Source organism: Ruminococcus sp. 1001136sp1_2201st1_G3_2201SCRN_220225 (assembly GCF_040924365.1).
Taxonomy (GTDB): Bacteria; Bacillota; Clostridia; order Lachnospirales; family Lachnospiraceae; genus Blautia_A; species Blautia_A faecis.
This window is the reverse complement of the sequence record NZ_JBCOME010000014.1, coordinates 1-13,591: the sequence shown is the minus strand read 5'-3', so window position 1 is coordinate 13,591 and position 13,591 is coordinate 1. Positions and strand designations below refer to the sequence as shown.

13 protein-coding genes and 1 pseudogene are annotated in these 13,591 nt (G+C 44.2%); 8 read left to right on the top strand and 6 right to left on the bottom strand.

What is annotated here, in order from left to right:
- Window positions 1-11 precede the first annotated feature (11 nt).
- From AB5642_RS06500 to AB5642_RS06490, 3 genes are all read right to left on the bottom strand, one after another.
- A complete protein-coding gene (locus AB5642_RS06500; RefSeq protein ID WP_272105113.1) occupies window positions 12-683 on the bottom strand; it encodes an ABC transporter ATP-binding protein in 672 nt (223 codons plus the stop codon).
- Window positions 684-817: 134 nt separating this feature from the next.
- Window positions 818-1,717: a sensor histidine kinase gene (locus tag AB5642_RS06495; RefSeq protein WP_368371500.1), complete on the bottom strand. Its 900-nt coding sequence runs from the start codon at window positions 1,715-1,717 to the stop codon at window positions 818-820.
- Entirely contained in the window at window positions 1,710-2,387 is a 678-nt protein-coding gene (locus tag AB5642_RS06490) for a response regulator transcription factor (RefSeq protein ID WP_195392018.1), read from the bottom strand. The genes AB5642_RS06495 and AB5642_RS06490 overlap by 8 nt, the downstream gene beginning before the upstream one ends.
- Window positions 2,388-2,972: 585 nt before the next feature.
- Between AB5642_RS06490 and hflK the strand changes: the two genes are divergently transcribed.
- From hflK to AB5642_RS06460, 6 genes are all read left to right on the top strand, one after another.
- Window positions 2,973-3,923 carry an FtsH protease activity modulator HflK gene (gene hflK, locus AB5642_RS06485; RefSeq protein WP_195392019.1) on the top strand — a complete coding sequence of 317 codons (951 nt, stop codon included), beginning with the start codon at window positions 2,973-2,975 and terminating at the stop codon, window positions 3,921-3,923.
- A gap of 38 nt (window positions 3,924-3,961) precedes the next feature.
- Window positions 3,962-4,825: a protease modulator HflC gene (hflC, locus tag AB5642_RS06480; protein ID WP_330638288.1), complete on the top strand. Its 864-nt coding sequence runs from the start codon at window positions 3,962-3,964 to the stop codon at window positions 4,823-4,825.
- 62 nt (window positions 4,826-4,887) lie between these two features.
- A complete protein-coding gene (locus tag AB5642_RS06475) occupies window positions 4,888-5,160 on the top strand; it encodes an acylphosphatase (protein ID WP_195392020.1) in 273 nt (90 codons plus the stop codon).
- Window positions 5,161-5,350: 190 nt separating this feature from the next.
- Complete coding sequence (locus AB5642_RS06470) at window positions 5,351-5,851, top strand: MarR family winged helix-turn-helix transcriptional regulator (RefSeq protein ID WP_237925655.1); 501 nt, start codon at window positions 5,351-5,353, stop codon at window positions 5,849-5,851.
- Window positions 5,852-5,874: 23 nt separating this feature from the next.
- Entirely contained in the window at window positions 5,875-7,632 is a 1,758-nt protein-coding gene (locus AB5642_RS06465; protein WP_237925656.1) for an ABC transporter ATP-binding protein, read from the top strand.
- Entirely contained in the window at window positions 7,629-9,539 is a 1,911-nt protein-coding gene (locus AB5642_RS06460; RefSeq protein WP_118579764.1) for an ABC transporter ATP-binding protein, read from the top strand. The genes AB5642_RS06465 and AB5642_RS06460 overlap by 4 nt, the downstream gene beginning before the upstream one ends.
- An 82-nt stretch (window positions 9,540-9,621) precedes the next feature.
- On the opposite strand, the gene AB5642_RS06455 is transcribed toward AB5642_RS06460, so the two are convergent.
- From AB5642_RS06455 to ilvB, 3 genes are all read right to left on the bottom strand, one after another.
- On the bottom strand, window positions 9,622-10,575 hold the full coding sequence (locus tag AB5642_RS06455; RefSeq protein ID WP_202031446.1) for a DMT family transporter: 954 nt from the start codon (window positions 10,573-10,575) through the stop codon (window positions 9,622-9,624).
- 68 nt (window positions 10,576-10,643) lie between these two features.
- Window positions 10,644-11,156, bottom strand: a complete 513-nt coding sequence (gene ilvN / locus AB5642_RS06450; RefSeq protein ID WP_118579761.1) for an acetolactate synthase small subunit — start codon at window positions 11,154-11,156, stop codon at window positions 10,644-10,646.
- Window positions 11,157-11,175: 19 nt separating this feature from the next.
- Window positions 11,176-12,894, bottom strand: coding sequence for a biosynthetic-type acetolactate synthase large subunit (ilvB, locus tag AB5642_RS06445; protein WP_148461747.1), 1,719 nt, complete (start codon window positions 12,892-12,894; stop codon window positions 11,176-11,178).
- Between the two features lie 43 nt (window positions 12,895-12,937).
- Between ilvB and AB5642_RS06440 the strand changes: the two genes are divergently transcribed.
- Both AB5642_RS06440 and AB5642_RS06435 read left to right on the top strand, forming a co-directional pair.
- Window positions 12,938-13,024: a DUF6783 domain-containing protein gene (locus AB5642_RS06440; RefSeq protein WP_368371506.1), complete on the top strand. Its 87-nt coding sequence runs from the start codon at window positions 12,938-12,940 to the stop codon at window positions 13,022-13,024.
- Window positions 13,025-13,273: 249 nt separating this feature from the next.
- Window positions 13,274-13,591: pseudogene (locus AB5642_RS06435) on the top strand (AI-2E family transporter); the annotation flags it as partial.

The following is a 13,591-nucleotide window of genomic DNA, read 5'->3' as shown; positions in this document are numbered from 1 at the left end:
ACTACCTCCCGTTAGTTCTGGGAGACGATCCGACCATCTTCGATACGGATAATGCGGTCTGCCATCTGCGCAATTTCTTCGTTGTGGGTGATCATTACGATTGTCTGAGCGAACTTTTGACTGGTGACTTTCAAAAGGCTCAATACATCCTGACTGGTTTTGGAATCCAGATTACCTGTCGGTTCATCTGCCAGAATGATAGAGGGTGCTGCCGCCAGCGCACGGGCGATTGCCACACGCTGCTGCTGACCGCCGGAGAGTTGATTGGGCAGCGCATCCAGGCGCTCATCCAGCCCAAGGGTCTGCACGATCTGCTGTACGAAATCCTTGTTGACCTTGCCGCCGTCCAGCTCAATGGGTAGAACAATATTTTCATACACATTCAGCACCGGAACCAGATTATATGCTTGGAACACAAAGCCGATTTTCCTGCGGCGGAAGATGGTCAGGGCTTCATCCTTCAGGGAGAAAATATCCTGTCCGTCCACCATGACTGTGCCGCTTGTAGGACGATCCAGCCCGCCCAGCATGTGCAGCAGGGTAGACTTTCCGGAGCCGGATGTGCCTACAATTGCAACAAATTCGCCCTTCTTTACACTTAAATCAACTCCATCCAACGCATGAACTGCGTTATTGCCGGAGCCATAAATCTTTTTCAGGGCTTTTGCCTGTAAAACCTCCATAAATGAGTACCTCCATGAAAAAATCTGTATGTATGAAAGGAAATGATCCTTTATACATACAGATTATCGCATAGGATTCTTTCCACATTCTTTCCGGCGGAAAATGAAATCTAACAATTTTGATGGAATTGTTGTTATTTCGGCAGAAACACGGAAAACGTACTTCCTTTTCCCGGAACGGAAGCAACCTTGATATAACCGCCCTCGCCGGATATGATCTGTCGGGCAAGGTATAAGCCGATGCCCACACCTTCTTGCTTCTGCACACTATTTGAGCGGTAAAAGCGAGCAAATATCTTCGCTTGCTCACTTTCCGAAATGCCCGAACCGGTATCCGATATATCGATCCTTGAAAACATTTCATAGCTTACGGCAGAAATAGTAATGGTGCCATGCTCTGTATATTTGATGGCGTTGTCTACGATATTAGCCAGCGCTTCCGCTGTCCATTTGAAGTCGAATACAGCAAAAGCATCGGTATCTTGCAGTCGCAAAGACAATCCTTTTTCAGAAGCCTTGGCAGTATATTGTTCTACTACGCTTTCAAGCAGCGGCTGCAGCGCTGCTTGCTGAGGGGAGAGTGAAATGATCCCGTTTTCCAGTCTGGAAAGCTTTACGAGAGAATCGATCAGAAATCGCAGCTTTTCCGATTGTTTGTACAGCGCCTCCACATTTGCCTTCGCCGATGCAGGCAGAGTTTCCTCCATCAAAAGCTCGCTGTATAACAGCAGGTTTGCAATTGGCGTTTTTGTTTGGTGGGAGATGTCTGCAATCAAGGTTTTGATTTTGTCTTTTTCCTGCGCTACATTTCGAGAAGATGCTTCTGCGGCAGAAAGATAGTGTGCAAACTTTGTTTCCAAAGCAGACAGCTGGCTTTCATCAAAATTGGTTTCAGAAAAGGAGCCGGTCATGGCAGCGTCCAGCATCCTTTCGATTTCTTTCATCGTTTTTCTGGCCTTTCTCCGCTCACATAATACAATAGCTGCCGCCGCCAGAAAACACAGCAGCAGGATCACAATGCCGGCTTTATTCATCTTTTATCACCCAGCTATAACCGATTCCATAGACGGTTTTAATGTATTTCTGTGCACCAAGCTTATCCCTCAGACGCTTGATCGTAACAGACAAAGCATTTTCATCCACATATTCTGCGCCATCTGTCCAGATCCGGTCGACAAGGTCTCCACGGGTCATGGTTCGACCACGATTTTCAACAAGCAGACGCAGTAATTTTTGTTCGGTTTTACTCAATTCCACTTTTGAATCTCCCACATAAAAGGTCATAGCCTCAAAGTCAAAGTGAAATAGATCCATATGGAACGGCGCATTTTTTTGGTTTGACGCTTGCTTTCGCAGTTGGGTATTCACCCTTGCCCGCAAAACCGAAAGAGAAAAGGGCTTGGTAATGTAATCATCAGCGCCCCTCTCCAGTCCGTCTACGATGTCCAGATCGGTGTCATTGGCAGTCAGCAGAATAACAGGAATATAGGGTGTGTTTTCCTTGACCTCCCGGAGTAGCTCAAGCCCACTGCCATCCGGCAGATTGATATCCAGCAGGATCAGGGATACACCGCCGCAAAGCAGCTGTTCCTTCGCCGTTTTTAGGTCTTGGCAGGAAATGATCTGCCGAGCATCTGCTTTCAGTGCTTTGCATAAGCCTTGATTCAAACCGATATCATCTTCAACAATCAGTAATTGCTCCATATATCTCACTCCCTCGTTATTCAAATGCCACCATTATTTCCTTGGGCAATTTTTCGTTCTCACAGTTCAGAAGATAGGCTATTGCTCTGTTTGTAAATTTGTTTGTTTTCACTGTATCCCAATCAGCAAGCCGGATGATCTCTGCTGTCTCGTTTTTTTACTTTCTTAATTGTATCATGCTAATGTAAAGAAATCCATATTCTCTGAAAAGTTGTCCTGTTTTTTGAAAAATCGGCATAACCATAGTAGAAAGAGTCAAACACCTGCCAATCACGGCGGGAATGGGGATTTATGGGCGTGGAAGCTAAGATAAGTGAAAAAATATAAAAAACATCTTGAATTTCATGAATACTTATGATATGATATCGCTCAAAGAAAAGGGAGTAGCGGCCATGAAGAGATAAATGGAATTCCGTTTTTTCTGAATGGTGCATAAATGCGTCAGAACGGTAGATGAAACTACCCGCATTATGAGATAATCAGCGAGACTTTTATTTCAGGCATTATGACAGTGCCTGGGATAAAAGTCTTTTTTTATTCTCCCTTTTTGAAAACTATTGTTGGTAAAAGAGATGGAGGAGAAAAATGAGTAAGCGAAATGGAAAAATGAAATATCTGGCAATCGGTGCTGCCGGGCTTATAGCGGCAGGGGGATTGGCTCTGGATGCAACTTACCAGATTCAGGAGCAGGAACAGGCAGTACTCACAACCTTTGGAGTGCCAAAGGCAGTGACTGAAACGGGATTACATTTCAAAGTCCCTTTTGTACAGCAGGTGCAGAAGGTAAATACCACGATTCAGGGATTTCCAATAGGATACAGTATGGGGAACAATGCGGTGGTGGAAAATGAAGGAATCATGATCACTTCTGATTATAATTTTATTGATGTGGATTTCTTTGTAGAATATCGAATTTCAGAACCTGTAAAATATCTTTACACCTCTGAGCAGCCGGAAGATATTTTAAAAAATATTGCGCAGAGCTGTATCCGAACTGTGATAGCAAGCTATAACGTGGATGAGGTTCTGACCACCGGAAAAGGAGAAATCCAGAGCAAAATCAAAGAGATGATTTTGAATCAGATGGAGGAACAGGATCTGGGAATTCAATTGGTTAACATAACAATACAGGATTCTGAGCCGCCTACTGAAGAAGTGATGAAAGCGTTTAAAGAAGTGGAAACTGCAAAACAGGGAAAGGAAACGGCGCTTAACAATGCCAATAAATACAGGAACGAAAAGCTTCCCGAAGCGCAAGCCCAGGCAGACCAGATTATTCAGGATGCGGAGGCACAAAAACAGGTGAGGATCAATGAGGCAGAAGCTGAGGTGGCAAGATTTAATGCAATGTATGAGGAATATGTGAAGAATCCGGAGACCACAAAAATGCGAATGTTCTATGAAACCATGGAAGATGTGTTACCTGGTATGAAGATTGTGATTGACAACGGAAGTGGCGTGGAAAAGATATTGCCGCTGGATTCTTTTGCCGGAGACTGGAAAACAGCAGACGATACAAATGAAGAAACTAAGTGAAGTTAAGGTAAGTATCTGACAGAAAGGATAAAAAAATTATGAAAATGAAAAAAGCGGCATTTATAGCAGGCATTCTCGGAGCCGTAATAATCGGCTCTTCCATAACCATAACCCAGCAAAATGAATACAAGCTGATCCGTCAGTTTGGTAAAGTTGACAGAGTGATCTGCGAACCGGGAATCAGTTTTAAAATTCCATTGATAGAAAGAACACAGTCTTTACCAAAGGAAACATTACTATACGATTTGGAAGCATCTGATGTGATTACCAAGGACAAGAAAACCATGATCAGTGACAGCTATGTTTTGTGGAGAATCACAGATCCCCTTAAATTTGCACAGACTCTGAACTCTTCTTTGGAAAACAGCGAGAGTCGAATTAATACGGCTGTATATAATGCCACAAAAAATGTGATCAGCAGTCTTTCCCAGGACAGAGTGATCACAAGCCGTGACGGAGAATTATCGGATATGGTGATGGAAGCCATTGGAGATAATATGAAACAATATGGAATAGAGCTGATTAAATTTGAAACAAAGCAGCTGGATCTGCCGGACGATAATAAGGCAGCTGTGTATGAGAGAATGATCTCAGAGCGTGATAATATTGCTGCTACATATAAAGCAGAAGGTGATTCAGAAGCAAAAGTAATCCAGAACAAGACGGATAAGGAAGTGACCATTCAGATTTCAGATGCGAAGAAGCAGGCTGAGATTTTGAAAGCAGAAGGGGAACAGGAATATATGAAAATTCTTTCCCAGGCTTATGGGGAAGATGAGAGAAGTGAATTTTATTCCTTTGTAAGAAGCCTTGAAGCCCTGAAAACTTCTATGCAAGGAGAAAACAAGACCGTTATTTTGTCATCGGATTCCCCTATTGCTCAGATTTTTGAGGGAAAATAATAAAAATTCTTGCATCTGCCGCCATTGACGTATATCATAAGGAACATAAGGAGTGACAAAAGATGGCGATAGTGAGAAAGCACATATATTTTTCCGGGCAGGTGCAGGGTGTTGGATTTCGTTACCGTGCAAAAAATGCGGCGAGAGCCAATGATCTTACCGGCTGGGTGGATAATCTGTGGGATGGCAGAGTGGAAATGGAAGTTCAGGGAGAGCTTTCCGGAATTGAGCGTATGATTCAGGAAATCGAGATGGGAAGTTTCATCCGGATTGAGAATTATCAGATGGAAGACCTGCCTGTGGATGAAAGCGAGTGGAGCTTTTATTCGAAATGAAAAGGGATACCAGGAGCAATGGGAATTTTGCTTCTGGTATTTTTTTGAGCAAATAGCAAAGCAGATATTGAAAAACAGGATTGACATTCAGAAACATGCCCCTTATAATTAGTTCGTACACGAACAGTTCGAATCCGAACAGTTTGCATATGAACTATTTTTGCATGGAAGTATATGAAAGAAGGGAAATATGGAAAAAAAGAAAAAAAAGGGTCTTGATGAGTGCTGCCTGGCGGAACGGCAAATAGGGTATGAGGTTCGTACTCTCAATCAGGTAATTGGGCGTCTGGTGAATTCGTATCAGTCCAAGGTGGATGAAAAAGCCGGAATTAACCGCATGCAGGGGTGGATCATTGGTTATCTGTACCGACATTCAGAAGAGGCTGTTTTCCAGAAAGACCTGGAAGCAGAATTTCAGATGGCGCGTTCTACTGCTTCAGGAATCCTTCAGGCAATGGAGAAGAAAGGGCTTATTACCAGAGAACCTATTCCAAGAGATGCCAGACTGAAGCGTCTGGTGCTTACGGAAAAGGGGATGGAATTTCAGATGGAAATTATGGAGAATTTTGACAGGATCCAGGATGTGTTAAAGTCTGATATTCCCCAGGAAAAACTGGAATGCTTCCTGGAAGTTCTGGACATGATCCGGGAAAATGCCCAAAGAGAGTGCTGTCTGCGGGATGAAAACTAACAAAAAAGAAAGGGGAGAACCTGATGATAAAGACATTACTTGCCCAGGTAAAGGAGTTTAAGAAGGCCTCCTTCCTCACACCGGTATTTATGATACTGGAGGTTGTGGTGGAGACAATGATTCCTCTTGTAATGGCAGATATGATCGACAACGGTGTGGAAGCCGGTAATATCAGTTATCTTTACAGAAAGGGTGCCATTATGGCGCTTCTTGCTGTTGCAGGACTTGTTACCGGTATTCTTGGGGGAAAATACGGAGCATACGCATCCTCCGGTTTTGCCCGTAATCTTCGTAAAGCAATGTATACGAACATTCAGACATTTTCATTTTCAAACATTGACAAGTTCAGTACTGCAAGTCTGATCACACGTCTGACTACAGACGTGACCAACCTGCAGAATGCATACCAGATGATCCTGCGTATGTGTACCCGTGCCCCGGCCAGTCTGATCTGTGCCATGGCGATGGCGTTTATGATCAATGCAAGGGTTGCCAGCATTTACCTTATTGCCGTTATTTTTCTTGGATGTTTTCTCGTATTTATTATGAAAAAGGCGACTAAGTATTTCCGGGAAGTATTTGAAAAATATGACGATTTAAATGCCAGCGTGCAGGAGAATATCAGCGCAGTCCGCGTTGTGAAGGCTTATGTACGTGAAGAATATGAGACCACTAAGTTTCAGAAAGCCTGCAATAAAGTTTACGAAATGTTTATAAGAGCTGAGAAACTGGTAGTTATGAATATGCCGGTTATGCAGTTTACAGTATATGCATGTATTCTTGGAATCAGCTGGCTGGGTGCGAATATGATCGTTGGCGGCAGTCTGACTACAGGTGAATTGATGAGTCTTCTTACATATTGTATGAATATTCTTATGAGCCTTATGATGCTTTCCATGGTATTTGTTATGGTCACCATGAGCGCAGCAAGTGCAGAGCGTGTAACTGAGGTTATCAATGAAACAGCAGATCTTCATGATCCGCAGGATCCGGTTATGGAAGTTGCAGACGGAAGTATTGAATTTGATCATGTGGATTTCAGCTATAAGAAGGACAGTAAGGAGCCGGTGCTGAAGGATATCAATCTTTCTATCCGCGCAGGAGAAACTATTGGTATTATCGGTGGAACCGGAAGTGCCAAGTCCAGTCTGGTAAACCTGATCAGCCGTCTTTATGATGTGAGCTCCGGATCAGTGAAAGTTGGCGGCGTGGATGTGCGTGACTACCATATGGATAGTCTGCGTAACCAGGTAGCAGTTGTACTTCAGAAGAATGTGCTGTTTTCCGGTACCATTCTGGAGAATCTGCGCTGGGGAAATAAAGAGGCTTCGGAGAAAGAGTGCCGCAGAGCGTGTCAGCTTTCCTGTGCGGATGACTTCATTGAGAAAATGCCGGACAAATACAATACTTATATTGAGCAGGGCGGAACCAATGTTTCCGGCGGTCAGAAACAGCGTCTGTGTATCGCCAGAGCTCTTCTTAAGAAACCCAAAGTACTGATTCTGGATGATTCCACAAGTGCGGTAGATACTGCCACAGATGCACGTATCAGAAGAGCTTTTGCAGAAGAAATTCCGGATACTACCAAGCTGATCATTGCACAGCGTATTTCCAGTATTCAGAGTGCGGACAGGATCATTGTCATGGATGAGGGAAAAATCAGCGGATTTGGAACTCATGAGGAACTGATGAAAACCAATGCCATTTATCAGGAGGTTTATAATTCACAGATAAAGGGTGGTGGAGATTTTGATGAGAATAGAGGAGGTGAGCAGGCATGAGCAATGAAAGACCGATAAAGAAGCCAGGCCGCAGCGGGGCAGCCTTCCGTTCAGGCCCTATGGTAGAGAATCCGGGCAAGATGCTTGGAAGACTGATGGGGTATATTTTTAAGAACTACAGGATCCATATTATTGTAGTTGTGATCGGCATTGTGGTAAGTGTTCTTGCCAATGTGCAGGGAACCATGTTTATGAAGACTTTGATTGACCAGTATATCATGCCTATGCTTCAATCTGAGACTCCGGATTTCCATCCTCTTGCAATGGCAATTCTTCGTGTAGCCTGTTTTTATGCAATTGGGGTGGCGTGCACATATACGTACAACCGTCTGATGATCTATGTCAGTCAGGGCACCCTACGCAATCTTCGAAATGAGATGTTTGAGCGCATGGAAACACTTCCTGTTAAATATTTTGATACACATGCACATGGCGATATCATGTCTATCTACACCAATGATATTGATACACTGCGCCAGATGATCAGCCAGAGTATTCCACAGCTGATCTCCAGTGTGATCACCATTGTCAGTGTATTGATAAGTATGATTATTTTGAATGTGCCTCTTACCATCGTGACTCTGGTCATGGTTGGAGTGATGCTGGTGGCAAGTAAGAATCTTGCAGGACTCAGCGGCAAGTATTTCATGGAGCAGCAGAAGAATCTTGGTATTGTAAATGGTTACATCGAGGAAATGATGGAAGGCCAGAAGGTTGTAAAGGTATTCTGCCATGAGGAAGAAAGCCTTGAGAAGTTTAATGAGCTGAATGACCAGCTGTTTGAGAGCGCGAATAATGCCAATAAATTTGCAAACGTGCTGATGCCTACCTGTGCACAGATTGGGAATATCAGCTATGTGCTGTGTGCCATTGTTGGCGGCGTGCTGGCAGTAAATGGTGTGGGTGGATTTACTCTTGGCGGCCTGGCAAGTTTTCTTACTTTTAACAAGAGCTTCAGCCAGCCGATCAACCAGGTAAGCCAGCAGTTTAACAGTATTGTTATGGCACTTGCCGGAGCGAAGCGTATCTTCGACCTTCTGGACGAGAAGCCGGAGGTAGATGACGGATATGTGACCCTGGTAAATGTGAAAGAAGAGAATGGTAAGCTGGTTGAGTCCAAGAAACGTACAGGACGCTGGGCATGGAAGCATTTTCACAAAGCCACTGGCAAAACAGATTATATCGAATTGAAAGGTGATATTGTTCTGGATGGCGTTGACTTCGGATATCGTGATGACAAGATCGTGCTTCACGATGTGAAGATGTATGCGAAGCCAGGACAGAAAATTGCATTTGTCGGCTCCACGGGTGCCGGTAAGACGACAATTACCAATCTTCTGAATCGTTTCTATGATATTCAGGATGGTAAGATCCGTTATGATGGCATCAATATAAATAAGATCAAAAAGGGTGATCTGAGACGTTCCATGGGTATCGTTCTTCAGGATACTAATCTGTTTACTGCTACCGTTATGGAGAATATCCGTTATGGAAAACTGGATGCCACAGATGAGGAAGTTATTGCAGCTGCCAGGCTGGCGAATGCGGATGGCTTTATCCGAAGACTGCCGGATGGTTATCATACTATGCTTCGCAATAATGGTGCTAATTTAAGCCAGGGACAGAGACAGCTGCTTGCAATCGCCAGGGCGGCAGTAGCAGATCCGCCGGTTCTGATCCTGGATGAGGCTACCAGCTCTATTGATACCCGTACAGAGAAGCTTGTACAGGATGGTATGGATAAGCTGATGGAAGGCAGAACTACATTTGCAATTGCACATAGGTTATCCACAGTCAGAAACAGTGACTGTATTATGGTTCTGGAGCAGGGACGTGTTATTGAGAGAGGCTCTCATGATGAGTTAATTGCGCAGAAAGGTAAATATTATCAGCTGTATAATGGGTGATATGGGGGAAATAAGTAAGAGGTAACGTTTGGAAGGTTCAAGCGTTACCTCTTACTTTGGGTTTTGGAAGATTTAGAGCGTGTTATTTTTCACTGGCAGTTTCTTTCTGCGGCAGCTGGGCAAGAACGATAGCCCCGAACATTACCACACAACCGATGATTTCCCGGGTGCTTAATTTCTGTCCTAAGATAATCCAGCCGGCGAGGACAGAGATGCAGGATTCCAGACTGAGAATCAGGGAGGCTACGGTTGGGTTCATATTTTTCTGGCCCACGATCTGGAGGGTGTAGGCGACACCGCAGGACATAACGCCGGCATAGAGAGTAGCGCCCCAGGCACCACTGAATGAAGAAAGATTGGGATGCTCCAGAATTATGGCTGGGATAGCAGTGAGGATTCCGCAGACCAGAAACTGGATGCAAGACATTTTTACTCCATCTGTCTTTGGTGAAAAGTAATCAATGACCAGAATGTGCAGGGAAAACAGGAAAGCACAGATCAGGACCAGAAAGTCTCCCTTTCCAATGGAAAAGCCGTCTGTGATGCAAAGCAGATAGAGACCAATCAGTGCCATTACAACCGCAACCCAGATAAAAGGACTGCATTTCTTTTTCATAAAAAGTCCAAGGATCGGGACGATGATAATGTAGCATGCAGTGAGAAAACCTGCTTTTCCAACGGAGGTGTACTGGATGCCAAACTGTTGGAAGTTGGAAGCAAGACACAGGCAGATACCGCAGATTATGCCGCCGGCAATTAAGGTTTTGTTGCGGGAAAATGGATTTGAACCGCTGGATGCCATTGGCTGTCTGTCGGATTCTGTGAAATCAGCTGAATTGCTCTGTGGATTTATTTTATTGAGCAGTAAAATAACCGGGATCAGCACCAGAGAACCGATAATGTTTCTTGTGGCATTGAAAGTGAGAGGGCCGACAGCTTCACCGCCCTCACTTTGTGCTACAAAGGCGATTCCCCAGATCGTTGCTGTCAAAAGGAGAAGCAGTGAATTTTTTAATGGTATTTGTTGTTTTTTCATAATGAATTATCCCCTCGTAAAATTTACAAAAATGCCCTCCTTTAACAGGAGGGGCATCATCGTTTAAATTATCTTTCCATCATGCTGATGGATTCAATTCCTACACTTCCACCTCGGACTACTTCGATGCGGCCGAATTCTTCTTTGATCAGTTTGACAACTGCATCATTTTTGGTCGCTGTCTGTACGAATTCCAGAAGCAGGCTGTCTTTACCGTAATCAATGACTCTGGCTTTGAAAGTCTCAGCAATCTGGAATAATTCAACTTTGTCCTCAGAAGAGCAGTTAAAAACCTTGATGTAAAGAATCTCTTTCATGCGGACGAACATATTGGTGAAATCAATAACTTTGATGACTTCTACCATTCGGTTCAGCTGTTTCTTGATCTGTTCGAACGTTTCATCGTCGCTTACAGTTCCGATGGTCATTCGGGAAACGGTAGGATCCTCTGTAGTACCAACGGTGAGGCTGTCCAGGTTATAGCTTTTGCCGGAGAAAAGTCCGGAAATCTTGGACAGAACACCTACCTGGTTTTCTACGTAGAGGGAAATCCATCTTTTTTTCATGCCTTTATCTGCCATTGGATAAACCTCCTGTTAATTAACAATCCATAATTAAATCTTCCAGTGTTCCGCCAGGCTTTACCATCGGATAAACCATTTCTTCAGGATCAATGATGAACTCGATCAGGGTCGGAACTTTGGTATTTTTCTTTGCTTCTTCAAAGGCTGCGGCAACCTCATTTTTATTGAAAACCCGGATCCCTTTGGCACCGTAGCTTTCTGCCAGCTTTACAAAATCCGGTGTATATTTCGGGTATTCCTCGCCATTTGTACGGCGGGAAAGGGCACCGGAGCGAAGATTGGTCATGCTGTAGCGTTTGCCATAGAAAAGCTTCTGCCACTGACGAACCATACCAAGATATTCGTTATTAAATACACAAAGAATCAGTGGGAGCTCTTCCAGAACAGCTGTGGCAAATTCCTGAATATTCATCTGCATTCCACCGTCGCCGGAAATAACGATAACCGGTTTGTCCGGATTACCGATCTTTGCTCCTACACCACCAGGAAAACCGTATCCCATGGTACCAAGGCCCCCGGACATAACAAGCTGCTTGCCTGGTGTGATCTCAGCATACTGGGAAACCAGCATCTGGTGTTGTCCGACATCCGTGACAATGATGGCTTCTTCAAACTGGCAGTTGATCTGGTTAATGATGTCAACCGGACTTAATCTGTCATTTGGACGCATTACAAGAGGATGTTCCTGCTTCCAGCTGTTTATCTCACTGTTCCATTTTTTGCTGGCATAGTCGGAAACGTATTCGGACATTTTTGCAAGGGCATCTTTTGCATCTGCAACGATTGGAATATCTACCTGGATGTTTCTGGAAATAGAGGCCGTGTCAATGTCAATATGGATAATCTGGGCATTAGGGGCAAATTCATGAAGCTTTCCTGTGATTCGGTCGTTAAAACGTGTTCCAATGGAAAAAAGTACGTCACAGTTGCTTACAGCCATATTGGCTGCATAGGCACCGTGCATGCCAAGGTTTCCGATAAAAAGCGGATGGTTGGTAGGGATTGCACCTCGTCCCATAATAGTAGTTACAACCGGAACACCGGTCTTTTCCACTACTTCCTGGAATACCTTATTGGCATGGGAAATATTGATTCCGCCGCCTGCCAGGAAGAGAGGCTTCTTTGCCTTGGAAAGTGTTTTGATCGCACGTTTCAGCTGTCCGATATGGACACTGGTGTTTGGCTTGTAGCCGCGGATATTTACGTTCTTTGGATATTCTGCACTGCCCAGTTCAGCCATTACATCCTTGGGCAGGTCAATGAGAACCGGTCCAGGGCGTCCGGTACGTGCAATATAGAAGGCTTCCTTGATGATACGTCCAAGATCTTCACGGTTGCGTACAGTGACTCCATACTTGGTAATACTGCGGGTAATTCCTACAATATCAACTTCCTGGAATGCATCGTTTCCAATCAGATGACGTGCTACCTGACCGGTGAAGCACACCAGAGGAACGCTGTCGTAATTGGCTGTAGCAAGGCCTGTGACAAGGTTGGTAGCACCAGGACCGCTTGTTACAAGACATACGCCAACTTTTCCAGTGGTACGTGCGTAAGCATCGGCTGCGTGAACCAGTGCCTGCTCGTGACGTGGAAGGATTACGGTGACATCATCCTGTTTGTATAATTCATCGCTGATATCAATGGTACATGCTCCGGGATAACCGAAAACGTACTCAACACCTTCTTCTTTCAGTGCTTTTACCAGCAGCTTATTGCCTGATATCTGTTTCATTTAGTGAAGATACCTCCTTTTCGCCGGGGAAAAACCCCACAATATAATTATAAAAAAATCTCCCACAAGTTGTGACGCACATCTTGCAGAAAGCCTTTTTCAAACACGCTCTAGAGCAAACGATATTTAATCAATATTATAGCGTTAACGTGGAAAAGTGTCAATAAAGTTCACAGAAAACCAGAGAATTGCGGCGCGAAATCATGCAAAGCATGATTCTTTTGCATCGCGAAGCGTGTTACTGGTCACGGAGGGAACAGTAACACGTTGAATTAAAAGAGATGGGAAAAAGAAAGGGATAACTGGTCAAAAAGTGGATTTTGTGGTAAGATATGCAGAACAAAAGTGTACTGAGAAAGAAAGGAGGAGGTTGAAAATAGTGGAACTAAATAAGGAAAATATGAAAAAGATAAGGTGGCTGATCGCTTTTTCAGTGCTTCTGTATCTGGGAGTGCAGAATCTGGATGTGGTGCTGAAGTATGTGAAAATTGTGTGGGGACTTCTTCTGCCATTTGTGTTGGGTGGAGCTATGGCGTTTGTGCTGAATGTACCTATGGCATTTATTGAGCGGCATGTTTTTGGAAAAGCAAAGGAAAAAGAAGACAGGAGGGGACGTGCAGCAGCAAAATTTGCAAGACCGGTGAGCCTGATCTTTTCCATTGTTCTGGTGGTGCTGGCGATTCTCGTTGTAGTACTG

What these genes read in the sequence shown, in the direction of transcription:
- AB5642_RS06475 (WP_195392020.1), top strand. Translation starts at nt 4,888, where the DNA reads ATGGCGATAGTGAGAAAGCACATATATTTTTCCGGGCAGGTGCAGGGT.
- AB5642_RS06500 (WP_272105113.1), bottom strand. Translation starts at nt 683, where the DNA reads ATGGAGGTTTTACAGGCAAAAGCCCTGAAAAAGATTTATGGCTCCGGC.
- AB5642_RS06455 (WP_202031446.1), bottom strand. Translation starts at nt 10,575, where the DNA reads ATGAAAAAACAACAAATACCATTAAAAAATTCACTGCTTCTCCTTTTG.
- AB5642_RS06465 (WP_237925656.1), top strand. Translation starts at nt 5,875, where the DNA reads ATGATAAAGACATTACTTGCCCAGGTAAAGGAGTTTAAGAAGGCCTCC.
- hflK (WP_195392019.1), top strand. Translation starts at nt 2,973, where the DNA reads ATGAGTAAGCGAAATGGAAAAATGAAATATCTGGCAATCGGTGCTGCC.
- AB5642_RS06470 (WP_237925655.1), top strand. Translation starts at nt 5,351, where the DNA reads ATGGAAAAAAAGAAAAAAAAGGGTCTTGATGAGTGCTGCCTGGCGGAA.
- ilvB (WP_148461747.1), bottom strand. Translation starts at nt 12,894, where the DNA reads ATGAAACAGATATCAGGCAATAAGCTGCTGGTAAAAGCACTGAAAGAA.
- ilvN (WP_118579761.1), bottom strand. Translation starts at nt 11,156, where the DNA reads ATGGCAGATAAAGGCATGAAAAAAAGATGGATTTCCCTCTACGTAGAA.
- AB5642_RS06460 (WP_118579764.1), top strand. Translation starts at nt 7,629, where the DNA reads ATGAGCAATGAAAGACCGATAAAGAAGCCAGGCCGCAGCGGGGCAGCC.
- AB5642_RS06495 (WP_368371500.1), bottom strand. Translation starts at nt 1,717, where the DNA reads ATGAATAAAGCCGGCATTGTGATCCTGCTGCTGTGTTTTCTGGCGGCG.
- AB5642_RS06490 (WP_195392018.1), bottom strand. Translation starts at nt 2,387, where the DNA reads ATGGAGCAATTACTGATTGTTGAAGATGATATCGGTTTGAATCAAGGC.
- hflC (WP_330638288.1), top strand. Translation starts at nt 3,962, where the DNA reads ATGAAAATGAAAAAAGCGGCATTTATAGCAGGCATTCTCGGAGCCGTA.